Raw genomic sequence first — 22,079 nt, 5'->3', positions numbered from 1 at the left:
AACCAGTACTTAGGAGATTTTCCCCATGTCGGAAGCGGTCAAGCCAAGATTTTTTAAAGAAATGACGGTAGGCGAAGCGATCGGTCTTCATCCTGAAGCAGGATTGGTATTCTCCAGCTATCATTTGGGCGGATGCTCTCATTGTTCCATCAACGAACTCGAAACTATTGAGCAAGTTTGTATGGGCTACGGTGTGGAAGTGGATGTTCTTCTGGATAGTTTGAACAATCTACTCGAGGACGGAGAGTAATCTCTCCGCCTTCGTTCCGATTTTATAATAGAAAATATTTTCGAATTTTCCCGAGTTCTTCTCCCTTCTCGCATCCAAACCATTTCAGTAATTTTAGTAATGCCTTCTCTCCTTTTGGATTAAGCAGAAGTTTGTTGAGAGCACTTCTGATCCCGAAAAACTTCCTAAGATCCGGGATTTTAGGAGTCGGAAGATTCAAACCGATATAAGACATCCCTACTTTAGTATCTCCCAATTCTCCTGGCTTTCTCATCCTTTCCAAATCCTGACTTACATTATATAATGTTTTTCTAAACTTAGAGATCTGGGAAGGGCCCTCGTTCTCCAAGGCCGCCTGGTATTCTCCGATCCATTCTCGGATCTTTTTGTATTTCGCCCTGGTTTCAATCGTTGCGGGTATGATCTCAGAAAGGGAAGAAGAAGATTCTATTACCTCAGTCACCAAAGGAGGAAGAATGAGCTGAAAATTATTCATTCTTCCAACAGGAGTAAGACTTGTGAATACTTTCACTCTTTCTTCGTCTATCCATTCTTTAATTTCCGAATTGATATCCGCGCTTGGCTTGAATAAAGGTACTTGCTCCAAAAGAGAAGCTCGGATCGGATGAGCCACGTAATGTGCTCCTAAAAATGCGCTTCTTCCTAAATTGCCTGCGGCTCCCCAAACCACCTGACTGAAATACTCGTGAGGAGATTGTTTATTCTCCCGATAACCTTTTAGATTTTCTTCCTGATGTTTTTTCATCAGATCCGTGGCACATAATAGTTTTAAGGCTTCGTTTCTAGAGTCTTTTACTTCCGGTTCGTCAGTGGGAATGTCCACCGAAACTAAAAGACTTCCGTCCAATGAATCCAGACTTTCGAAGGAATTCCAACCAGCGGAGAACTTTTGGTCATAGAATATTTTTTCTCTCAGTATGAGTTCGTTGATCAGATGAAATAGACTTTCTATCTGAACACATGCGGTGCAGATCTCCATCCAATCATAGGAATTTGTCTCTTTATTTATTTTTAATTCTTTGGAACTCGAAAAATCAGGTCCCTTTGCATATAGATCGAAAAGGCTTTCGAATGTCCAATTGTCCCAGAAAGAAGTATTGTACTGCATCGTAAAGGTCTCGGATTTTCTCACTGAGGCGGAAAATTGCAACCTAAATTACAATAATTTTATGTTAGGTGGATTTTATAGGCGTTTCACGCAAAGCCGCAAAGAAAAGAAGGTCTCTTGGAAAATTTAAGAAACCCAAAACATATCTTTTACGACTCAAGGAAATTTATTATTATTCTTCTGATTTTCCTAAAATAGCATCGAAGATCTTTTCGGCTGAAATTTCGGCAAGCTGCTCTACCGTCTTCGCGTATTCAATCTTCAAGGTTTGGACCCTAGGTGCATTTACGATGTCTAATTTATACAAAGGATCCTGTCCTTTGTTCAGGATGATACTAGCCTTTTCTACCGTTGTATATTCTCTATCCATTCTCGGTGTTACGGAAATGAATAGAGAATCCTTTGTCTTAGGTAGCCCAAATTCAACATCCAACTTATACTTTCCCTTTAATTCATAAAAGAGAGCATCTCTAAATTGTAGATATACCTCGGGAGTTGCTCTATCCGTTTTCTTTTCTATTTTGCCTGACTTTGTTTTTGTTTCTTCCTTAATAATCCCATATTCATAGGTAAGATCTAAATAAACTTTTTTAGACTTAAATTCCGAAACGTCTGAATATCTTTTCCCCTTTACCTGAAAACCCTCTCCGACAGAGATCGAAGGAAGACATCCTAATAGATTTATAAAAACTATCAATATAGCAATTTTCGAATATTTCATAATTCCTCTTTAAAATTTTTAGAACAGTTACTTAAGCAGCGATATTCCCTCTTCTAAAGTCTCCGTAAATATCACTTTGCCGTTTTTGTTACTTTCGTAAATTAAATCTTTAAAACTTTTTGAAGTAATATTAGAATAATCGCCAATGATGATAAAACGTTTTTGGTAATTGGTGATTTTTTGAAAGATCTCTCCAGCAAATCCGGTTGTCAGATCGAAAAATCTTTCGGGAAGATTTGAAGAATAAATCGCGATCGTATCACTATTTGCAGAATATATCAAATTGAAGAAGGAATCATTATCCCGAATGATATAGTCGTTTTCCGACAGAAATGAGATCGGACCTTTTTCCGTATCTACTTCCTTTAATATCATAGAATCCGATATTCACTCCCCTTTTTGGGGAATATAATAGTAACGAATACCCGCTTTGCGGAAATAATAACGGATCTCGGAGGACTGTTTGTCGGTCGGTTGTAATCTTCTTTTAAAAGTATCTTCAGGAATACGGAATGTGTCACCTAATGCGTCGCATCTAAAAAATCTGTTCCCTTCCGGATAACGGATCATGAGTAAGGTCCCGGGTTCAGTTTCCCAGGCTCTACCTTCTCCTTCCCAAGAAAAATAAATGGATCTACTCGGGAAGATAGGATATTTTTTTCCTTCGTAGAGGACTTTGTCCTTGTTTCTATGTACGTTTTTGAATATCTTTTTTGGTCCGGATTTTACTATAAAATGAACAGTTCCACATCTGAATGTGAGAAGTAGAGGTATACCACCCAAAGAGCCAGGCTCTAACCCGGAACCTGATACGTTAGCTGTAACTCGATTTGTGTTTTCGGAGATCCTTCCCAAAGTGGAACGCATAGATTCATCTAAAAATTCTACAGTATCGTCTTTACGTATTTTTTCTAATTGTCTGTAGATACGATCGAACTCTTGTTTTTCATAAGCTTTGTTCCTAACAAAACCATCTAACTGTCTTTTTAGATTGGAAAGTCTCGCTTTGAAATAAGGGGTATCGTTACGGGAAGCGACATCGAACATTTCTTCCCAGACTGTTTCTAATTCTCTTACTTCCGAATCTTGGTCGTAGGTATTCTTCTCCACCTCTTCCAAGATATAACGGAATTTTCTTTTCAGATCGAATAGAAATCTGGAGTCTTTTACTCTTTCCATGCCGGCTTTGTTATAATATCGGCAGTCTTTTTTGCAAAGTCAGCCATTTTACCGGTCCGAATTTCAGTTTGCGTGTTTTCTCATCTTGATCGAGAGAATAATCCCGACTGCAGCCATGGACATAAGTAAGTGAGAACCACCGTAACTCATAAATGAAAGTGGGATCCCTGTTACAGGCAATAGTCCGAGTACGATCCCAATATTGATCGCCATGTGATAAAATAACATCGCTACGATCCCAGACGCGAGGAGCGAGCCGAATCTGTCCTTACTTTCGTAACTGATCTGCAGTCCTCTAAGTGGAATAGAGAATAAGAAGAAGAGCAAAAACACCGAACCTATAAATCCGGTTTGTTCTGCCCAAGAAGCGAATATAAAGTCTGTGCTGGATTCAGGAACGTGAGGGATTTTTCCTTCCGTCATTTCCGCGTTTAAAAATCCTTTTCCGACTAATTTTCCGGAACCCACTGCAGGCTTAGAAGCTCTGAGCTGGTATCCCGCATCCTGTTTGAACTCGTCGGGATTTAAAAATGCAGTCAATCGGATTACCTGGTTTTCTCGGAAAGGAACGGTTTTCATTACGACTACCGCTGAGATCAAACTGATCCCTAAGATCCCCAAAGGAATATAATAAGAACGTAATGTTTTACTTCCTCGAGCGATCCTAAGTAAAATCATGATAATACTGAATATGATAAGTGTTGCACCCAAGCCGATCAATAGTCCTTGGTTAGAAAGCAACTTAAATATAAAACTTCCTTCCAGGTCGATTACCTGATCGAATACTTCTCTCAATGCTGCGATCGTTTTAGGAGTCAGATTGGCCCCGGCTACTTCTTTCCCATCCAATACTTGCCAGGTTTTTCCACCTAATCGGTTTACTACGGAAAGAAGGTCCGTTTTTCCGGTTCTTTGCAGGAAAGCAAGAATATCGTTTAGCAATGTAAGTTTGGAATATTCCACATACATCGGAAGAACTAGTGAAATTCCCCCGAATGTAATGAAGGAACCAATATGGAAATAGTCGGCTCCTCCCAAGAACAACATGGTGAATAAGATTGGTAAGAAGGAAACCGCTGTTCCAAAGTCAGGCTGCAAAAGTATCAAAGCCATGGGAAGAAGTACGATCCCGAACGGGATCACGAGTACTACGAGCTTCTTCATTTCTTTTTCTTTCAATACAAGATACTGACCGAGTAAGATCACAGTAGCGAGTTTTGCAAATTCAGATGCCTGCAAAAGAAATGGTCCTATCTTAATCCACGATCTTGCACCCCTACTGGAAGGAAGGTAACCGATCCATTTGACTAAAGTGAGCGCGAGCAATAGAATTGCGAACCCGTAGATAAATAACGCATAAGCCCCGATCAATTGGTAATTGATCCGAGACACGAACCACATAATCACGAGTCCGCCAAGGAAGAATAATAACTGTTTGAACCATTTATGGCTCATCAACCCCGCACTCGGATCATCAAAATTATATTCTTGCGAATATAAAGTGAGAACACTGCAGATCACAACTATGATGACCGAGCCTACCAAAAAGTAGTCAATCCTGTCTATGGAACGATCCGACATCATTGTACATTCTCCGATGCTGCAGGAACCGCTTCAGGTATCTCCGCTGTTCTTTTGAAACTTCCTGGAGGGAAAGCGGCCCTAAACATTTCTCTCGCAACAGGTGCCGCTCCCGCCGCTCCACCCACTCCGTATTCTACGAACACAGCGACTAACACTTGTTCGCTGACAGGTGCATTTGCGGGTGCATATCCTATGAACCAAGCGTGGTTGGATCCGGAAGATCCCCTTCTTCTTGTTTGGGCGGTTCCCGTTTTTCCCGCGATATCTGGAAGCCCAGGTTTATTTAATACGAATGCAGCAGTTCCATTCTTCACTACCAATCTAAGTCCAGTTTTAATCGCTTCTACTGTAGAGGATTGGATCGGAATATCGCTCAGCCTTTGTGGATCTGTTCGATTGATAATGGAGTTGTCTAAAGGATCTCTGATCTCGTTCACTATATAAGGTTGGTAGATCTGGCCTCTGTTCAATAGTCCCGCATAGAACAAAGTCATGGCAAGAGGAGTGACGGACATGAATCCTTGTCCGATAGAAAGGTTGATCGTATCTCCATCAAACCATCTGGTTCCATAAATTCTTTTCTTCCAAGCAGGAGAAGGGACCTGACCTGCAATTTCTCCAGGAAGATCCACTTTGGATTTTTGATCCAGCAAGAATAAACGAGAATAAGTCAAGATAGGATCTGAACCGAGTTTATATCCTAGGTTATAAAAATAAACGGAACATGACTTTTGAAGAGCATGGGCCAAATCATTCGTGCCATGCCCTCCCTTCTCCCAACAATAAAACACTTGGTCAGGAACTCCAGCGAATGTGGATTTTAAAGTATAACTACCATTACATTGGTAGCTGGTTTCAGGAGTATAATCCACCTTATGCCCGCTTTCTAATGCGGCAAGTGCAACTAACGTTTTATAGGTAGAAGCAGGAGGGAATTTAGATTGGATCGCAAGATTTAAAAATCCGCCGTTTGCATCGACTCTCTTATAATGCGCAGTTCTTTCAGATCTACTTTTTCCGGAAAGAACATTGGGATCATAGCTCGGATTAGAAGCCATTGCCAAAATCTCTCCGGTAGAAGGACGCATCGCGATCGCAGTTCCTCTGGCTCCTTTTAGCGCCTTATATGCAGCAAGTTGAATATCCTTGTCTATTGTAAGAACGAGGTTGTTACCTGGAGTAGAATGTTCCACTACTCTTTCTTCTTCAATATTTCCTTCGGAACTTCGTTTTTGGATCCTGAATCCGTCAGTTCCTCGAAGTCTTGAATCGTATTGGAGCTCCAACCCATCTTTTCCGAGCCATTGATAAGACTTGATCTCACGGGTAAGAAGATCCGTTTTACTTGGCTTACCTATATATCCCGTAACGTGAGCAAGTGCGGGACCCATCTTATAGATCCTTCTGGGAGAAGGAACCAAGATCACATATTTAGATATATTATCAAAAACTGATATACGCTCCTGCTGAGCCTTAGAGATCGCTTCTAAAAGTACGAATGGTTTTTTAGTTTTGATCTTTTTGGAAAATTTAGGCTCAAGCAGATCCTCTTCATAATAAGACATCGGGATAGAAAGAGTTCTTGCGAATTCTTGTAGAAAATTTTTAACCTTAACCGGATCGTATTTGAGTATGGAAGTGTTTAGAACCGCATCCAAACTGGAATAATTGGAAACAAGTGCCATAGATGTTTCAGGAGTGAGAAAGTTTCTATCGAACATTTCTCCCCTAGCGGCAGGGATCGTTTCGCTTTTTCGAACGAACTTCTCCGCTTTTAAAGAGTTATCCGTTCCTTGTACGATCTGAAGATTGAATAGCTGAATTACGAATGCGATTAATGCAAACGCAACAAGTCCGGAGAACATGTAAAGTCTTAGCCTGAAACTGCGCTCCAGTCTAAACTCTGTGGCTGAAGAAGATCCTCCTCCCCCCAACATTTTAGCCTTCCGCCTGCTCCAATCTGTACAATTTTCCAAGTACCCAAAAGAATATAGGAGCGATCGCTCCGTTAAATATCGAGGTACTGATGATGGAGTAGTTTAAATTTTCATGAAAGAATAAGGAGAATAAGAAATAAGACGCAATCCTGGAGATCAAAGTCACCACAAGAGAATACAACATTATGGAAATCTGATTTTCATGATAGGCAGGTCTTGCGAATTTTCCTACGATATATCCCATGATACAGAATGTGAGAGAGTGAAGACCTATCTTATAGGTAACAACGTTTCCTACAATTTCTCCGCCTAAACCTGAATCGGAAAGTAATCCTCCGAAAAATCCGATCCAAATCCCTGCCATTGTCCCTCTTCTAAGAGCGAAGAATAGCACAAAGATCACCATAAAGTCAGGTTTAAATCCGGAAATCTCAAACAAGTTTGTTCCGTTTAAGAAGTGTGAGATCAATATCCCTGCACCGATGACTATATATTCTAAGATCATCAGTTCGTTTCCTCTTCGGAGAATCCGGATCCATTCCCTTCCGGTTTTTGAGGTTTAGGAGTTTCTACAGGTTTGTTTCCTACAGGAGTTGGAACCTTAGGTTCTCTTTCTTCTTTAGGATAATTTAATTCACCAAAATACGGATTTTCGATATTAATATTCTGTCCTTCCGGCCAGGTCTCTGCCCATTTTTCAGGAAGTTTCATTAGGATAGTAACTGACTCCAACATATCAAAACGAACAAAAGGTTTTAAGAATGCAGTTTTAAAACTTCCGTTGCGCGGACCTTCTTCAGTAATTATACCCACAGGAATTCCAGGCGGGAACATTCCGGAAGAACCAGAGCTATATACAGGTTTTCCGATCTTACTCAAAGACTCGGTGTATTGGATCATCTCACTTGGACCCATCGGATAATCTCCGAAAATCCTTGGATCAATGATGATACCGCTATCTATATAATTCATCAATGCTTCCATACCTCTTCCAGAGTTTCCGGATAGAGTTGCCCAAAGGTTACTTTCCGGAATGGAAACACCCATATTATAATTGGAATTGATAATAGGTTGGACCACTGAAGATCCTCCGGTGACTGCGATCACCTTTCCTACTAGAGCTTCTATAATTTCACCTTTTTGATTCACCGCTCTTGCAGTGACAGGCATATAAGGTTTGATCCCTGCTTCGGAACCTTTGTCTATAATGATAGTACGATAGATTGAATTTAAGCGAACGGAAAGAACTTCAGCTTTGACTGTAGAATATTTTTGTTTAGTATTAAAACGTAATTCTCTTCTGAGACTTTCGTTTTCTCTGCTTACTCTTTCCAGATCTTGGGGCAGAAGTTTATAATCATCTATTGCAGCAACGCAGGCATCTCTTTCCTGGCGAACCGCTTCAAAAGATTCTAATTTAGTATAGGCTCCTTTAAAAAAGGAACCGACCCCATCGATCGAACCGGAAACGGAATCCCCTACTCTCTGGAAACTTGCAATCCCTCTGACTAAAACATTACTCTTAAAGGTCAGGGACAGAAGAGAGAATACAATACAGAATAAAAGGGAAACAGTTTCCTTACTTTTATTAACTTGAAGCCAAAGCATAAAAAATTCCGTATCAGACTCTGGGGATCAAACCAGAGGCCGAGATCCGAATTAACGGATCCCTGGTTTCAGATACTTAACTTCGTCTAAGAATTTTCCGGTTCCAAGCACCACACAAGTCAGAGGGTTTTCCGCTCTAAACACAGGCACACCGGTTTCTTTAGAAAGATAGGTTTCTAATCCGCGAAGAAGACATCCTCCACCAGTAAGAACGATCCCTCTTTCTACGATATCCGAAGCAAGTTCAGGAGGAGTTCTTTCCAAAACTCTTTTGATCCCGTCTAAAATTTCGTCGGTTGGTTCTTTAAGAGCCTTACGGATCTCATTCGATTCTAATTCAAGAGTACGAGGTAATCCGGAAATTGCATCTCTACCTTTTACTTCCATGGTCTCGGTTTTCTTTTCAGGGTAAGCGTTACCGATAGTCAGCTTGATATCTTCTGCAGTTCTTTCCCCAACAACCAGATTGTATTGGTTTCTTAAATATTTGATGATTGCATCGTCGAACTCGTCACCACCGGTTCTGATTGACTCGGCGATAACCATACCGCCAAGAGAGATCACAGCGATCTCGGTAGTTCCACCACCGATATCCACGATCATATTACCAGCAGGTTCGTTGATCGGAATATTTGCACCGATCGCGGCAGCCAATGCTTCGTCGATCAAGAAGATCTCACGAGCACCTGCTTGTTCCGCAGATTCACGGACCGCACGTCTTTCCACCTCGGTGATCCCGGAAGGAACTCCGATCACGATCCTAGGTTTTACGAAAGTAGTTCTGTTATGGACTTTTGCAATGAAGTAGCGGATCATTTTTTCGACAGTTTCGAAGTCTGCGATCACCCCGTCTTTCATAGGACGGATAGCTACGATCTCGCCAGGAGTACGTCCCAACATTCTCTTAGCTTCCTGGCCTACTGCAAGCACTTTGCCCGTAGCTGCGTGGACCGCTACTACGGAAGGCTCGGAAAGAACGATACCTTGCCCTTTTACATGGACGAGAGTGTTTGCGGTTCCGAGGTCGATTCCCATATCGTTGGAAAATAATCCGTATAGCTTATCGAATATCATTTCTATCCTTTGCTGCCAGAAGGCTGGTTGATCTTATTTATTATCTGCAGAATCGGTGAAAATCTCTAGGATTTTACGGGCGCGATCCAATTCAATATTTCCTGCCCGATCCTTACGGGCAATTCCAAAACAAAAAAAACGAAAAACAAATTGGAACCCATTGCTACCTCCATAATATTGGGGAACTTATGGTCCGGGAAAACACCCTAGCTGCCATCGATCTAGGCACAAACTCCTTTCACATGATCATCGTCCGGGTCCGAGAAAACGGGACCTTTGAAGCAATCGCCAGAGAGAAGGAGAACGTACGTCTCGGAAGCGGTTTGGAAGAAGGAGGAGAGATCGATCCTCCCGCATTTAGGCGCGCAATCGAGTGTTTAAAGCGTTTTAAGATGCTTGCAGATAACTCAAAGGCAGAGATCAGAGCGGTCGCTACATCTGCAATGAGAGAAGCTTCCAATCGAGCCGAATTCCAGGCGGCCGCATTAAAGGAAGCAGGTATCAAAATTGATGTGATCAGCGGATATGAAGAAGCCCGACTCATCTATTTCGGGGTTCTGCAAGGACTTCCTGTATTTGATAAAAAGGTTCTGCTTGTGGATATAGGCGGAGGAAGCACGGAAGTTTTAGTGGGCTATAGAGGGGACATTCTATTCTCCAAAAGTTTCAAATTGGGAGCGATCCGACTCACCGAAAAATTTCTGAAATCCGAAACCTTAGATTCTTCACAGATACGAAAATGTAAATTGTACGTGGAAGAGATCATTCTTCCTTTCCGAAAGATCATCCGAGATCTAAAACCGGAAATGATCATCGGTTCATCCGGAACAGTCCAGGCAACCGCCGGTATCATCCGTGCCTTTGAGGGAGAAGAAACTGAAGAAAGGCCACTCAACCATTACACATTCCAGTCTTCCGAATTTAAAAAAGCAAGGAATATGATCTTAGAAGCGGACACTTCTAAAAAGAGAAGTAAGGTCCCGGGCTTCGATTCCAAACGTTCCGATATCATCGTAGGAGGAATGCTCATCTTAGATGAATTATTCCAATTATTGGACCTCCCGGATATGACAGTTTCAGAGTTTGCACTAAGAGAAGGGATTATCTACGATACCATCCGAAAATGGGAGCACTTCCAGGACTTGGAACATTCCAAACATCTGGATGATATCCGCCAAAAGTCGATCTTGAATCTTTTAGTTTCTTATACAAGGGACCAAGAATACGCCCGCCATGTTTCCAAACTTGCGTTGGATATTTTCGATCAACTGCAGTCAGTACATCGGTTAGGAAAAGAAGAAAGAGAATATTTGGAAGCTTCTTCTTTACTCCATGAAGTAGGGCTATTCATTTCACATTCTGCCTATCATAAACATAGTTATTATCTGATCCGAAACTCGGAAGCAATGCTTGGTTTTACTTGGGGAGAAATAGAGATCATCGCACTCACCGCGAGATACCATCGTAAAAGTTCTCCTAAATCCAAACATAGAGAGTTCCAAAGAGTCGGTCCGAGAGAACAGGAAACTGTCGAAAAACTTTCCGCGATTTTAAGAATTGCGAGTGCATGCAATCGAAACAGACAAGGATTGATCGAGACAGTCAAATGTCAGATCCGAAAAAATCAGGCAATCTTCACCTTGGTTACAAACCAGAGCTACGATAAAAGCCTGGAACTTTGGGCTTGTGAAGAACAAGCAGATGCATTCGAATCCGCTTATGGAATGGTGCCTTTATTTCAGTGAATCAATTTCGATCTTTTTGGTATTTTACCGTCGTATTTTTAGTTCATTCAACTTTTCTAAACTGTTTTACGGTCTTTCCCTACAAGCAGGAAACTGTAGAGTCCCGTTTATTGGATAAAAAGGAAGAAGAGATCCTAATAAATAAGGGAAGAATAGATTACGAATTCCAAAACTTCGAACTGGTCCTAAAAATAGAAGGCGCTAGCTTCCGAGAAACGTTAGAAAAAAGGAAAACTTTAGAAACTAAGATCGTACATTACGATTATAAGAAAACAGACGGATATAGGCAACTGGATAACGATGAAAAACCTTGGAATAGGTACATCCTCGGAATGTTTGCAGATATAGGAGCACTCTTCGAATGGATTACGGTCCCCTTCCGCACAATTTCCAGGAAAAAGGAAGAAGAAACGCTCTCTGAGAATATTATAAAATCAGAAAGGACCAAAACTTTCGAGCCAAAGGAACTCCAACTCATATTAAGAGCGGAGAACACCGAGTTTTTTAACAAAAGTCCGAACTCAGATACGATCACCATCCCACTCACTGAGATCCGAAAATTCTTTCCAAAGACAAATTCAATAGAAGCATTGCTCTATTACGGAAAAGAAAGGATCGAATATAAAAGCATTCCGGTCGCGGAAGAAATATATAAGATGAAATTGAGATAGGTCTTGGTGTGAAAGGTCTTCTACTCTTGGTCTAATGCTGAACGAATGCAGGAAAGAATTTCAGTACCTAAATACGGTTTTTGAATAAAATAACTCACATCATAATCTTTTAAAGAAAGTTTTAGCTCAGGCTCCATAAACCCGCTTGCTAAAACTATTTTTACGGAGCTATGAATTGCCCTGATCCGTTTTATAACTTCACTTCCTCCAAACTTTGGCAAACCAAGGTCAGTCATTACTAATTTAATTTGGGAATGCCTAAGAAGAAATTGTTCTACACCATCTTCTCCATCTACAGCCAAATACACTTTGTATCCTTTCGATTCCAAAAGGTCTTTTAACATATCTCTAAGAAGTTCTTCATCCTCGATGACCAGGATACTTTCCTGGCCGCCTAGAGATTCAGGTTCTAAATAAATAGGCTTTAGATTTATTTCTGATTTTTCTTTAGGAACCGGTAGATACACGAAGAATGTCGTTCCCCTTCCCAATTCAGAATCTACTTCTATCCAGCCTTTGTGATTGTCGATCACACTATATGCCAATGCTAGCCCAAGCCCCGTTCCCTTGCCTATATCCTTGGTAGTGAAGAATGGTTCAAAAATCCTTTGTTTTGTTTTTTCGCTCATCCCGCTTCCCGAATCGGAGATCCGAAGTACAACGTATTTTTCGGCCAAACTTTTAGAATGGCCTGTTTTTAGATTTTCTATATCAGCTAAAAAAGTCTCTATACTTAGTATCCCACCCTCTTGCATAGCATCTCGAGCATTCACACATAAGTTTAGCAAAACCTGATGGATTTGATTGGTATCAACTTTAACCAAAGGAAGATCTTCCTGAAAATTCGTAAAAAGTCGGATATTTTTGGGAAACGTTTGAGAAATCAATTTACTAATTTCTAATATAATATCGTTTATTTGCGCAAGCTCCAGATTGAATTCCGTTTTTCTGGCAAATGTAAGGAGTTGCCTGACCAAGGAAGCTCCTCTTTGGGTAGCCATATGCAATGCGGAAACATGTTGGGAGAATTTTTCAGGATTATTTCTGTTATTCTCGATCACCGACGTATGGCCCATAATGATAGAAAGTATATTATTAAAATCGTGAGCTATACCGCTTGCCAAGGTACCTAAACTTTCCAGTTTTTGAGCTTGGATAAGTTGTTCTTCTAGTTCCGCTCTTCTTTTCTCTACCTCTTTTAACTGAGCCTCTTTCAATTTATATTCAGTAATATCTTCCGCGATCCCCGCAACTCGGATAGTATCTCCCTTTTCGTTCTTAACGGGAAATGCCTTATCTCTTATCCATCTAATCTCACCATCCGGACGAATGATCCTATATTCTTCTCTATATTCACCGGTTACTTGTTTGGTCCTTGCGCTATCAAACACTCTGTCCCGATCATCAGGATGTATACATTCAATCCAAGAAATCGGATTTTCCAAAAGACTTTGCGTGGACCTTCCCCAGATCTGTTCATATCCTTGGCTTATATAAACGATCTCATTTTTAGAAAGACTAGTCATCCAAAACACTTCATGGATCGCATCGGTCAGTTCTTTGAATAATTCCTCGCCTTCACGATTTAGTCTTTCTGCCCTTCTTCTTTCCTCTATTTCGTAACCTAACTCTTCACTTCTCCTCCGAAGTTCGAAATTTTTCTCTTCCAACTTCTCAACAAGTCTATGATTATATTGGCGAAGAGGTGCTGAATCCATTACCAACCCTTTTACGTTCCGTTTTGATCTAGGATTTTGGAGTAGTTTAGTTACTGTTTCTTCCAACAACTTCAGACCGGCCGGTTTTTTTAAGAATGCGTCCGCCCCAAGATCAAAAGAAAGTTTTTCATCAGAATCGGAAGTATAAGTGGCGGTATATATAATAATTGGAATATGTTTAAATTTATCATTCTGTCTTACCTGAGAACAGAACTGGTATCCGTCCATTTGAGGCATTAGGATGTCCGAAATGATCAGATCCACTTCAGTATTTGCCAGGATTTCCAAAGCTTCTACACCGTTTGAAGCAGTATAAATTTTTCTGTGACCATTTTCCAACTGGGCAGAAATTAGTTTCCTGTTTTGGTAACTGTCATCTACAACTAGAATGAGCATAAAAGTTCAGTCCAAAAATGGACTGTGTATTGATAAGGGACGAAAAAAATCTCTTGGATCATTGGTTCAGCCCCTTGATAAAACCATTAATTTGTTCGGTAAATTTCCTAGTATCGATCGGTTTTGTAATGTAACCGTCGCAACCCGCTCCGTATGCCTTCTGCGCGTCACCTTTCATTGCAAAAGCGGTAACGGCTATGATCGGTATATTTTTTGTATTCTCTCTTTCTTTTAATTGTCTAGTAAGAGTAAGTCCGTCCACCCCAGGCAATTCTATATCCATCAAAATCAGATCCAAAGAAAAATTTTCTATGACCTGAAGTGCTTCTTCCGCATTTCCCGCTTTTAAAACTTCGTATGCATCCAACTCTAATAATTCGCAAATTAATTTGAGATTTACGATATTATCATCTACTACCAAAACCTTAGGAGCCATATCTATTTACCGTTCGATATCTTTACTGGAAGTATTATAGTAAAAACAGATCCTTTTCCCAACTCACTTTTTACGTTTATTGTTCCGTTCATCAACCCCACGATCCTTTTAGTCAAAGCAAGCCCGAGCCCTGTTCCTTGGAATTGCCTATTAGCTCCGCTGTCTATTTGTTGGAATTCTTCAAAAATCCGAGTTAGGTCTTTTTCCTCTATGCCGATCCCTTCATCCTCGAATTTCATCTTAATAAATTCTTTGCCTTCCGCTTTCATATTCACTCTAATATTTCCACCCTCGTGACTAAACTTGACCGCGTTAGACAAGAGATTGTATAAGATCTGTTTTATCTTTTGAGGGTCCAATGTTACCTCATCTATAGAATCTTCTATATTTATAGAAAAATTGATCTTCTTCTTCCTTAATAAGGGACGAAGGACAGAAGAAACTTCTTTTATCGCAGAAGATAAGGAGAATGTTTCCAAAAACAATTCCATCTTTCCGGATTCTACTTTAGCAAGATCTAGAACATCATTGATCAATTTCAAAAGATGGTTCGCACTATTTAATATATCCGTTAAGTATTCTTTTTGTTTTTCGTTTAAGGGCCCAGGTCTTTCGTCGGAAAGTAATTCGGAAAAACCTATGATACCGTTCAAAGGTGTCCGTAACTCATGGGACATGTTCGCTAAGAATTCACTTTTTAATCTGGCTGTTTCCTTCATTCTTTCGTTCTGTTCTTCTAATGCGGCTCTTCTAAATTCTTCTTGTTGTTTTCTTTCCGTGATATCACGAATAGAACTGGAAACCAGCATTCCTTCTTCCGTTTCCAAGGGGCTTAAGCTGATCTCGACCGGGAATTCCAATCCGTTTTTTTTTAGTCCATATAACTCAAGCCCGCTTCCCATTCCTCTCACTTTTGGATCTTTGAAAAAACCGATCCTATTTTGCGGATGATTTGCTCTGAATCTTTCGGGTACTAAAACTTCTACGGGCTTGTGTAATAATTCTTCTCTTGGATATCCGAATAATTTTTCTGCCTGGGAATTGATAAGAACTATATTCCCCTCTCGATTTACGATCACAACTGCATCGGGTGCGGATTCTAAAAGTCCTCTGAACTTTGCCTCTGCTTTGATCCTTTCTCTAATATCTCGGATGGCACTTAGCACCAACGTTGCGTCCTCAGTGTGATAAGGACTTAAACTCACCTCTACCGGAAATTCTGCACCGCTAGATTTCCTACCGAAAAGTTCCAAACCTACACCCATGGATCTTGTCCTTGGTTGAGTGAAATATTTATCACGATGAGAAATGTGGTTTTTTCTGAACCGATCAGGAAGAAGGACCTCTATAGGCTGTCCCAAAAGTTCATCTTTTTTGTAATCGAACATTTTAAGAGCCTGTTCGTTCACAAATACGATACTTCCGGAATCGTTTACCATTATAATAGAATCAGGTAAAGACTCCAGAAGCCCTTTGAATTTGGCCTCTATCAGCTTCGCATCCTTTAAGGCCTTATCTAAGGTGATATTTTTTTCCGTAGGGGTTGCCATAATATATAATAAATTCGTATATTAGAGATAGGCAGAATACTTGGAAAAATTTCCCAAGGCAAGCGTAGATTAATATTGGAAAGAAATTATTCTTCGCTCGTACAAGAAAACGAAGGACTCGGTAAGAAGTTTAGGATTTTCTAAAGGATCGGATTAAGCAGGATTTAACTTATCCACCCAAAGAGGGCGACTTCCCACGATCTCGGCACCTACTTTAAAAAGTAGAATATACCTTCCTTCTTTTGGGAAAACTGCGTGGGGGATCGGTATCCCAATTTCAACAGGTTCGGAGCCGTTATTTACCCGGATATTTCCCCCGACTCCTATTACTTTTTCGCCAGAATCGGCGTGTTCTAATTCTAAAGAAAATTCATGGTCACCTGGGGAAAGATTTGTGACACATACGTATATTCCCCAGGGAGGAAAGACTACGGGAAATTGTCCGGTAAAAAACTTTGTAAAAGTCCCTATGATACCTTTTTTCCCGTTGTCTTCCGAGATCACCCGGTCCGCAAAGACTAATGCTAATAGGACGGGTTCTCCCACGTTACTCGACACCTAAGTCTCAGACCGAGTAAGCGTCTGAAACTAGTTGTTCCTGCTCTTTTGTATGGACTTTCATATGTCCGGCAGCAGGGCTCGCAGATTCTTTTCTTCCTGCGTATTTGAGTTTTGTTCCATTAGGAAGAAGATCTTCGAATCGATCTCTTACAAAAGTCCAAGCACCTTGGTTCTTAGGTTCCTCTTGGCACCAAACGAAAGTTTTAGCGTTCTTATAAGTTTTCAGGACTTCTTGGATCTCTTTCGCAGGGAAAGGATAAACTTGTTCAACTCGGATCAGAGCAGTGTTCTGCACCTTATTCTCTTCCCTATATTTTAGAAGATCATAATATACTTTTCCGAAGCTGAAGACTATCTTCTCTACTTTATCCGCTTTGATCTCGGCTTGGTCCGGAAGAACTTCTCTAAACGCGCCTTTTAATAGATCGTCTATCGGAGAAAGCGCACCAGGAAAACGTAACAAAGACTTAGGAGTAAAGATGATCAGAGGTTTGCGGAAATTGCGCAAGATCTGCCTACGGAGCAAATGGAAATACTGAGCCGCATTTGTACAGTTTGCAACTTGCATATTATTGTCTGCACATAGTTGCAGGAATCTTTCTACCCTACCGGAACTATGTTCTGGGCCTTGCCCTTCATATCCATGAGGAAGAAGTACCACAAGACCGGACATCCTCTGCCATTTCACTTCCGAGCTGGAAAGGAATTGGTCAAAGATCACCTGAGTATTGTTTGCAAAGTCGCCGAACTGAGCTTCCCAAAGGACTAACGCACTCGGATCAGAAAGAGAATAACCGTATTCAAAACCTAAAACGGAAAACTCGGACAAGGAAGAGTTCACTACTTCAGCCTTGGCTTGTTTTTCAGAAATATGATTTAGACCTACGTATTTTGCTCCCGAATTGATATCCACAAGAACTGCATGTCTATGGGAGAATGTTCCACGTTGGCTATCCTGACCGGAAAGACGAACTCTAAATCCGTTTTCCAAAATCGAACCGAAAGAAAGAGCTTCCGCCATTCCGTAATCCAGAGAAACTTTTCCTTCCGCCATTTCTTTACGGCTTTGAAGAAGTTTTACTAATTTAGGATTTGGGGTGAAACCATCCGGAACTGTGGTGATCGCTTTTACGATACGATCGATTTGTTCCGCGAGCAAGGAAGTAGCAGTACCACTATCTAGAGGCTCTTTGGAATATTTCGCCCAAACACCTTGCATAGTATCTACTTTCATCTTGATGTCTTGCTCTTTTGCTCTTTGGAAAGAATCTTCTAAACCTTGAGCGGAGCCATTTTTGATGAAGTCCAACTCTTCTCCGGTTACATCACCGTCGTTTATTAATTTTTTCTCATATAATTGAGCGGTAGGAAGATGATTTTTGATAATGGAATACATCTTAGGCTGAGTGAATGCAGGCTCATCCGTTTCGTTGTGACCTAATCTGCGATAACATATCAGATCTATGATAAAGTCTTTTTTGAACTTTTGGCGGTATTCCATTCCGAGCTTGGTCACTCGGTATACTGCTTCCGGATCGTCTCCGTTTACGTGAACGATAGGAATTTGATAACCCTTTGCAAGATCAGTTGCATATAATGTGGATCTGGATTCATTCGGTAAAGTGGTGAATCCGATCTGGTTATTGATCACTATATGGAAAGTTCCACCAGTGGTATAACCGTCTAGGTTCATCAAGTTGATAGTTTCTGCTACTACGCCCTGTCCTGCAAACGCCGCATCTCCGTGGATGGTGATCGGCATAAATTTAGAACGATCCTCATCTCCATATTGTTCTTGGCGAGCGCGAACGGAACCGGTAACAACCGGGTTCACTGCTTCCAAGTGACTTGGGTTGAACGCGAGAGAAAGTTTAACTTCCTTTCCGCTCGAAGTCATTTTGCTATTAGAATATCCTAAGTGATACTTAACGTCCGCATAATTTTGAGCTTTTGCATCTGCCTTCTCTTCGAATTCAGCAAATACTAAAGAAGCAGGTTTTTCGATCACATTTACGAGCACGTTCAAACGCCCTCTATGCGCCATACCGATCACGAGTCCGTCCATTTTAAAACGTCCGGCTTCTTCAATAATCGTGTCGAGCATAGGGATCATACTTTCTCCTCCTTCTAAGGAGAAACGTTTTTTACCTACGTATTTCTTAGCTAAGAATGTTTCCAAATGATCCGCTTGGAATAATTTTTCAAACAATCTAAGACGTATACTTTTAGGAAGAGGAGCGTGATATTCAGCTGACTCGATTTGATTTTGGAGCCATTCTCTTTCTTCGTCGTTTACTAGATAATATTGCTCGTAACCTACAGTGCTACAGTATGCTTTTTCAAACCAAGCTATAACATCTTTTAGTTTTGCACGACCCAGAGAAGGATTCTGTGTGTCGACTACCGAATCCAAATCCGCAGCAGTCAGATTGCTCAATTTAGATTCGATGAACTTTCTGTTCGGTTGAGAAATTTCAAGAGGATCTACCTTAGCAGCCAAGTGCCCCTGTCTACGATAAGCGTTTAACAGGTTGATAATCCCCATCTCTCGAATGGATCCAGCCTGAGCATCCGTAAAAGAAGTAGCAACGGCTGATTTTCCGTTGCCATTCCCGTTCCCGTTGGATCCGTTCTGAGAATATACTCCGTTAGTCTCTACTTCTTGAAAGAACAGAGACCATTCTTTGTCCAGAGAGTTCGGATCCTTCTTAAACTTTTCGTAAAGTTCTTCGAGTAATGCTCCGTTCTCTCCGTATAATGCCATCAATTGTTCGATTTTCATGATCGGATTCTCCCCTAAGCGTGAATTGCCCACTTGTCTACGGCCATGGCGGCCTCTTTTACGACTTCGGACAATGTAGGATGCGCGTGGAAAGAGCGTGCTATATCTTCCGAAGAAGCACCGAACTCTACCGCAACCGCAAGCTCAGCGATCATATCCGAAGCTCTAGGTCCGAACACAAACGCTCCCAATACCTTATCCGTTTTTTTATCTGCTAAAATTTTGACTTGGCCTTCCGCTTCGTTCATAGCCTTAGCTCTCGCGTTTGGCTTGAATAATGACTTACCGACTTTGTATTCTACACCGGCAGCTTTTAGTTCTTCTTCACCTTTTCCTACCCAAGCCATTTCAGGCCAGGTATAGATGATGCTTGGAACTGCAGCGTAATTAACGTGTCCGGATTGACCCGCGAGTAATTCCGCAAGTGCAACACCTTCTTCTTCCGCCTTATGAGCAAGCATAGGTCCGTCGATCACGTCACCAATCGCGTAGATACCTGCAGCGCTCGTTTGAAAATGAGAATCTACTTTGATCCTTTTTCTCTCTGTTAATTGGACCCCGGCAGCTTCTAATCCGATCCCTTCGATAAATGGTCTACGGCCAACTGCTACAAGCACAACGTCCGCATCCAATTCGGATTCTTTTCCGTCAGGTGCCGCAATCTTTACTTTAGCACCGGATTTAGAAGCAGTCGCTCCTAATACTTTATGTTCGAATAAGAAATTAAAACCTTGGGACTCTAAACTTCTTTGGAGCAAGCTACCGAAAGATCTGTCTACTGTAGGAAGAAGTCCTGGTAGGAGTTCCACCACTGTGACTTCTGCCCCGAGTCTTCCCCAAACGGAACCAAGTTCCAAGCCGATGACTCCCGCACCGATCACTACCAATTTTTTAGGAATCGATCTTAGATCGATTGCATGATCGGAAGTAATGATGGACTTTCCGTCCACAGGTAGGCCAGGAATATCGATTGGAACAGAACCTGTTGCCAAAACGATATGCTTTGCACTTAAGACTTCTTTTTTGCCGTCAGCTAAGGCAACTTCTACCTGGCCTCCTCCGAGCAATTTCCCAAAACCCTCGTAACGAGTGATCTTGTTCTTTTTCATCAAGTAGTCTACACCATCTGTGACTTCTTTGACGATTGTATTCTTGCGCTCCATGAGTTTGTTTAGGTCGAGAGTGACTTTTCCGACTCCGATCCCATGGACATCCGTTTTATGTAAAACTTTGTGATATTCTTCAGAAGAATCCAAAAGTGCCTTGGAAGGGATACAACCCACGTTCAAACAGGTCCCTCCCAAAGTTTTTCTTTTTTCGATGATCCCTGTTTTGAACCCGAGTTGGGCCGCTCGGATCGCGCCCACATAACCTCCGGGTCCCGATCCGATCACTAATACGTCGTATTGTTCCGCCATGATTCCTTCTATTCCTTAGACTTCTAAAAGAAGGCGGGTCGGATCTTCGATCGCTTCTTTTACTTTTACGAGGAAAGTTACCGCCTCTTTTCCATCTACAACTCTATGGTCATAAGAAAGAGCGACATACATCATAGGTCGGATCACGATTTGATCGTTAACTACTACTGCACGTTTTACAATATTATGAAGTCCTAAAATTCCGCTTTGAGGAGGATTTAGAATAGGAGTGGACATCATGGAACCGTAGATCCCTCCGTTGGAGATGGTGAATGTTCCACCTTCCATATCGGAAAGATCGATTTTTCCATCCTTCACCTTATTGGCGAGGCGAGCAATTTCGGATTCTACTTGAGCGAAACTTAAAAGATCTGCGTCACGAACAATCGGAACCACTAGACCTTTTGGACCTCCAACAGCCACACCGATATCGAAATAGTTTTTATAAACTAGATCCGTACCGCGAATTTCTGCGTTGATTGCAGGAACAAATTTTAAAGCTCCGATCACTGCCTTAGTAAAGAAACTCATAAATCCTAAATTGATATTATGTGCGTCTTTGAACTTGTCCTTGTATTTGGTACGAAGATCCATCACAGCGCTCATATCCACTTCGTTAAAAGTAGTAAGAAGAGCTGCGTTATGTTGAGCTGCAACTAAACGATTTGCAATCGTTTGGCGAAGCTTAGTCATTGGAACAACGTTCTCTCTCGGCAGGTTGCTACGAGAAGCAGCAGGAACCGCTTTAGGAATTTCAGGAGAAGGAGCAGACTTTGCTACCGCAGGTGCTGCGGAAACCGCAACAGCAGGAGTGGACTGTTTATTTGCAATTGCGTTTAACACGTCTTCTTTTGTAATCTGTCCGTTCTTACCGGAACCAGAGATAGAAGCAGGATTTAATCCATTATCATCTATCAGTTTGCGAACAGCAGGAGGAAGTGTATCGTTCTGCGCTGCGTTAGTCGTGTTAGTTTGTGCTGTATTTGTTGTTGAAGGAGTGCTTGGAGTAGGAGTGCTTTTTGCGGAGGCAGAAGGGTCAATGATTCCGATCACTTCTTTGATCTTGACCGTCTCCCCCGGCTTCTTGTTAATTTTTTGGAGAACTCCTGCCGAGGGGGCCGGTACCTCCATGGTCACCTTGTCGGTTTCCAATTCCACCAGGACCTCGTCCTGTTCTACTCGTTCGCCTTCTTTTTTTACCCAGTTTGCTATTGTTGCTTCCGTAATGGATTCACCCATTTCGGGAACCTTGATCTCTATCGACATCTTGATCCTACGGAGGTCGGTGTATACGTCCCGTTCCGGGACCGCCTCCATTTCACTTTCGGAAAGCGGAAAAAT

19 protein-coding genes are annotated in these 22,079 nt (G+C 41.5%); 3 read left to right on the top strand and 16 right to left on the bottom strand.

What is annotated here, in order from left to right; translation table 11 throughout:
* The first annotated feature begins 25 nt into the window (after window positions 1-25).
* Window positions 26-250, top strand: coding sequence for a DUF1858 domain-containing protein (locus CH352_RS17970; RefSeq protein ID WP_008593840.1), 225 nt, complete (start codon window positions 26-28; stop codon window positions 248-250).
* Window positions 251-272: 22 nt separating this feature from the next.
* Here CH352_RS17970 and CH352_RS17965 read toward each other — a convergent pair whose 3' ends face one another.
* From CH352_RS17965 to CH352_RS17925, 9 genes are all read right to left on the bottom strand, one after another.
* Entirely contained in the window at window positions 273-1,358 is a 1,086-nt protein-coding gene (locus CH352_RS17965; protein WP_100708174.1) for a hypothetical protein, read from the bottom strand.
* A 172-nt stretch (window positions 1,359-1,530) separates the two neighbouring features.
* Entirely contained in the window at window positions 1,531-2,079 is a 549-nt protein-coding gene (locus CH352_RS17960; RefSeq protein WP_100708173.1) for a hypothetical protein, read from the bottom strand.
* Between the two features lie 27 nt (window positions 2,080-2,106).
* Window positions 2,107-2,454 (bottom strand): DUF4180 domain-containing protein, encoded by a 348-nt coding sequence (locus tag CH352_RS17955; RefSeq protein ID WP_100708172.1) that lies wholly within the window; start codon window positions 2,452-2,454, stop codon window positions 2,107-2,109.
* A 12-nt stretch (window positions 2,455-2,466) separates the two neighbouring features.
* Window positions 2,467-3,258 carry a hypothetical protein gene (locus CH352_RS17950; RefSeq protein WP_100708171.1) on the bottom strand — a complete coding sequence of 264 codons (792 nt, stop codon included), beginning with the start codon at window positions 3,256-3,258 and terminating at the stop codon, window positions 2,467-2,469.
* Between the two features lie 63 nt (window positions 3,259-3,321).
* The gene (rodA, locus tag CH352_RS17945) at window positions 3,322-4,842 is read right to left on the bottom strand and encodes a rod shape-determining protein RodA (protein ID WP_100708170.1); all 1,521 of its coding nucleotides are present in this window, start codon (window positions 4,840-4,842) and stop codon (window positions 3,322-3,324) included.
* Complete coding sequence (gene mrdA / locus CH352_RS17940) at window positions 4,839-6,779, bottom strand: penicillin-binding protein 2 (protein WP_100708169.1); 1,941 nt, start codon at window positions 6,777-6,779, stop codon at window positions 4,839-4,841. The genes rodA and mrdA overlap by 4 nt, the downstream gene beginning before the upstream one ends.
* A gap of 1 nt (window position 6,780) precedes the next feature.
* Window positions 6,781-7,284 (bottom strand): rod shape-determining protein MreD, encoded by a 504-nt coding sequence (mreD, locus tag CH352_RS17935; RefSeq protein WP_100708168.1) that lies wholly within the window; start codon window positions 7,282-7,284, stop codon window positions 6,781-6,783.
* Window positions 7,284-8,387: a rod shape-determining protein MreC gene (mreC, locus tag CH352_RS17930; RefSeq protein ID WP_100708167.1), complete on the bottom strand. Its 1,104-nt coding sequence runs from the start codon at window positions 8,385-8,387 to the stop codon at window positions 7,284-7,286. The genes mreD and mreC overlap by 1 nt, the downstream gene beginning before the upstream one ends.
* A gap of 51 nt (window positions 8,388-8,438) precedes the next feature.
* A complete protein-coding gene (locus CH352_RS17925; RefSeq protein WP_008595388.1) occupies window positions 8,439-9,461 on the bottom strand; it encodes a rod shape-determining protein in 1,023 nt (340 codons plus the stop codon).
* A gap of 188 nt (window positions 9,462-9,649) precedes the next feature.
* Here CH352_RS17925 and CH352_RS17920 point away from each other — a divergent pair, with 188 nt between their 5' ends.
* Both CH352_RS17920 and CH352_RS17915 read left to right on the top strand, forming a co-directional pair.
* Window positions 9,650-11,206 (top strand): Ppx/GppA phosphatase family protein, encoded by a 1,557-nt coding sequence (locus CH352_RS17920; protein ID WP_100708166.1) that lies wholly within the window; start codon window positions 9,650-9,652, stop codon window positions 11,204-11,206.
* A complete protein-coding gene (locus CH352_RS17915; RefSeq protein ID WP_100708165.1) occupies window positions 11,203-11,877 on the top strand; it encodes a hypothetical protein in 675 nt (224 codons plus the stop codon). The genes CH352_RS17920 and CH352_RS17915 overlap by 4 nt, the downstream gene beginning before the upstream one ends.
* Before the next feature lie 20 nt (window positions 11,878-11,897).
* Here CH352_RS17915 and CH352_RS17910 read toward each other — a convergent pair whose 3' ends face one another.
* From CH352_RS17910 to odhB, 7 genes are all read right to left on the bottom strand, one after another.
* Window positions 11,898-13,991 (bottom strand): ATP-binding response regulator, encoded by a 2,094-nt coding sequence (locus CH352_RS17910; protein ID WP_100708164.1) that lies wholly within the window; start codon window positions 13,989-13,991, stop codon window positions 11,898-11,900.
* Window positions 13,992-14,049: 58 nt separating this feature from the next.
* Window positions 14,050-14,427 (bottom strand): response regulator, encoded by a 378-nt coding sequence (locus CH352_RS17905; RefSeq protein WP_100708163.1) that lies wholly within the window; start codon window positions 14,425-14,427, stop codon window positions 14,050-14,052.
* A 2-nt stretch (window positions 14,428-14,429) separates the two neighbouring features.
* Complete coding sequence (locus CH352_RS17900) at window positions 14,430-15,977, bottom strand: PAS domain-containing sensor histidine kinase (protein WP_100708162.1); 1,548 nt, start codon at window positions 15,975-15,977, stop codon at window positions 14,430-14,432.
* Window positions 15,978-16,130: 153 nt separating this feature from the next.
* Entirely contained in the window at window positions 16,131-16,523 is a 393-nt protein-coding gene (locus CH352_RS17895) for a DUF6941 family protein (protein ID WP_100708161.1), read from the bottom strand.
* 19 nt (window positions 16,524-16,542) lie between these two features.
* Window positions 16,543-19,320, bottom strand: a complete 2,778-nt coding sequence (locus CH352_RS17890; protein ID WP_100708160.1) for a 2-oxoglutarate dehydrogenase E1 component — start codon at window positions 19,318-19,320, stop codon at window positions 16,543-16,545.
* A gap of 14 nt (window positions 19,321-19,334) precedes the next feature.
* A complete protein-coding gene (gene lpdA, locus CH352_RS17885) occupies window positions 19,335-20,738 on the bottom strand; it encodes a dihydrolipoyl dehydrogenase (protein WP_100708159.1) in 1,404 nt (467 codons plus the stop codon).
* A 15-nt stretch (window positions 20,739-20,753) separates the two neighbouring features.
* Complete coding sequence (odhB, locus tag CH352_RS17880; protein ID WP_165780206.1) at window positions 20,754-22,004, bottom strand: 2-oxoglutarate dehydrogenase complex dihydrolipoyllysine-residue succinyltransferase; 1,251 nt, start codon at window positions 22,002-22,004, stop codon at window positions 20,754-20,756.
* Between the last annotated feature and the right edge of the window lie 75 nt (window positions 22,005-22,079).

Source organism: Leptospira hartskeerlii, from assembly GCF_002811475.1.
Lineage (GTDB): Bacteria > Spirochaetota > Leptospiria > Leptospirales > Leptospiraceae > Leptospira_B > Leptospira_B hartskeerlii.
Note: the sequence above shows the minus strand (reverse complement) of the source record. Positions and strands in the feature narration are given on the sequence as shown.

Excerpts from the sequence above, each read along its gene's own strand:
- CH352_RS17970 (WP_008593840.1), top strand. The coding sequence starts at position 26 with ATGTCGGAAGCGGTCAAGCCAAGATTTTTTAAAGAAATGACGGTAGGC.
- CH352_RS17965 (WP_100708174.1), bottom strand. The coding sequence starts at position 1,358 with ATGCAGTACAATACTTCTTTCTGGGACAATTGGACATTCGAAAGCCTT.
- CH352_RS17960 (WP_100708173.1), bottom strand. The coding sequence starts at position 2,079 with ATGAAATATTCGAAAATTGCTATATTGATAGTTTTTATAAATCTATTA.
- CH352_RS17955 (WP_100708172.1), bottom strand. The coding sequence starts at position 2,454 with ATGATATTAAAGGAAGTAGATACGGAAAAAGGTCCGATCTCATTTCTG.
- CH352_RS17950 (WP_100708171.1), bottom strand. The coding sequence starts at position 3,258 with ATGGAAAGAGTAAAAGACTCCAGATTTCTATTCGATCTGAAAAGAAAA.
- rodA (WP_100708170.1), bottom strand. The coding sequence starts at position 4,842 with ATGATGTCGGATCGTTCCATAGACAGGATTGACTACTTTTTGGTAGGC.
- mrdA (WP_100708169.1), bottom strand. The coding sequence starts at position 6,779 with ATGTTGGGGGGAGGAGGATCTTCTTCAGCCACAGAGTTTAGACTGGAG.
- mreD (WP_100708168.1), bottom strand. The coding sequence starts at position 7,284 with ATGATCTTAGAATATATAGTCATCGGTGCAGGGATATTGATCTCACAC.
- mreC (WP_100708167.1), bottom strand. The coding sequence starts at position 8,387 with ATGCTTTGGCTTCAAGTTAATAAAAGTAAGGAAACTGTTTCCCTTTTA.
- CH352_RS17925 (WP_008595388.1), bottom strand. The coding sequence starts at position 9,461 with ATGATATTCGATAAGCTATACGGATTATTTTCCAACGATATGGGAATC.
- CH352_RS17920 (WP_100708166.1), top strand. The coding sequence starts at position 9,650 with ATGGTCCGGGAAAACACCCTAGCTGCCATCGATCTAGGCACAAACTCC.
- CH352_RS17910 (WP_100708164.1), bottom strand. The coding sequence starts at position 13,991 with ATGCTCATTCTAGTTGTAGATGACAGTTACCAAAACAGGAAACTAATT.
- CH352_RS17905 (WP_100708163.1), bottom strand. The coding sequence starts at position 14,427 with ATGGCTCCTAAGGTTTTGGTAGTAGATGATAATATCGTAAATCTCAAA.
- CH352_RS17900 (WP_100708162.1), bottom strand. The coding sequence starts at position 15,977 with ATGGCAACCCCTACGGAAAAAAATATCACCTTAGATAAGGCCTTAAAG.
- CH352_RS17890 (WP_100708160.1), bottom strand. The coding sequence starts at position 19,320 with ATGAAAATCGAACAATTGATGGCATTATACGGAGAGAACGGAGCATTA.
- lpdA (WP_100708159.1), bottom strand. The coding sequence starts at position 20,738 with ATGGCGGAACAATACGACGTATTAGTGATCGGATCGGGACCCGGAGGT.
- odhB (WP_165780206.1), bottom strand. The coding sequence starts at position 22,004 with ATGTCGATAGAGATCAAGGTTCCCGAAATGGGTGAATCCATTACGGAA.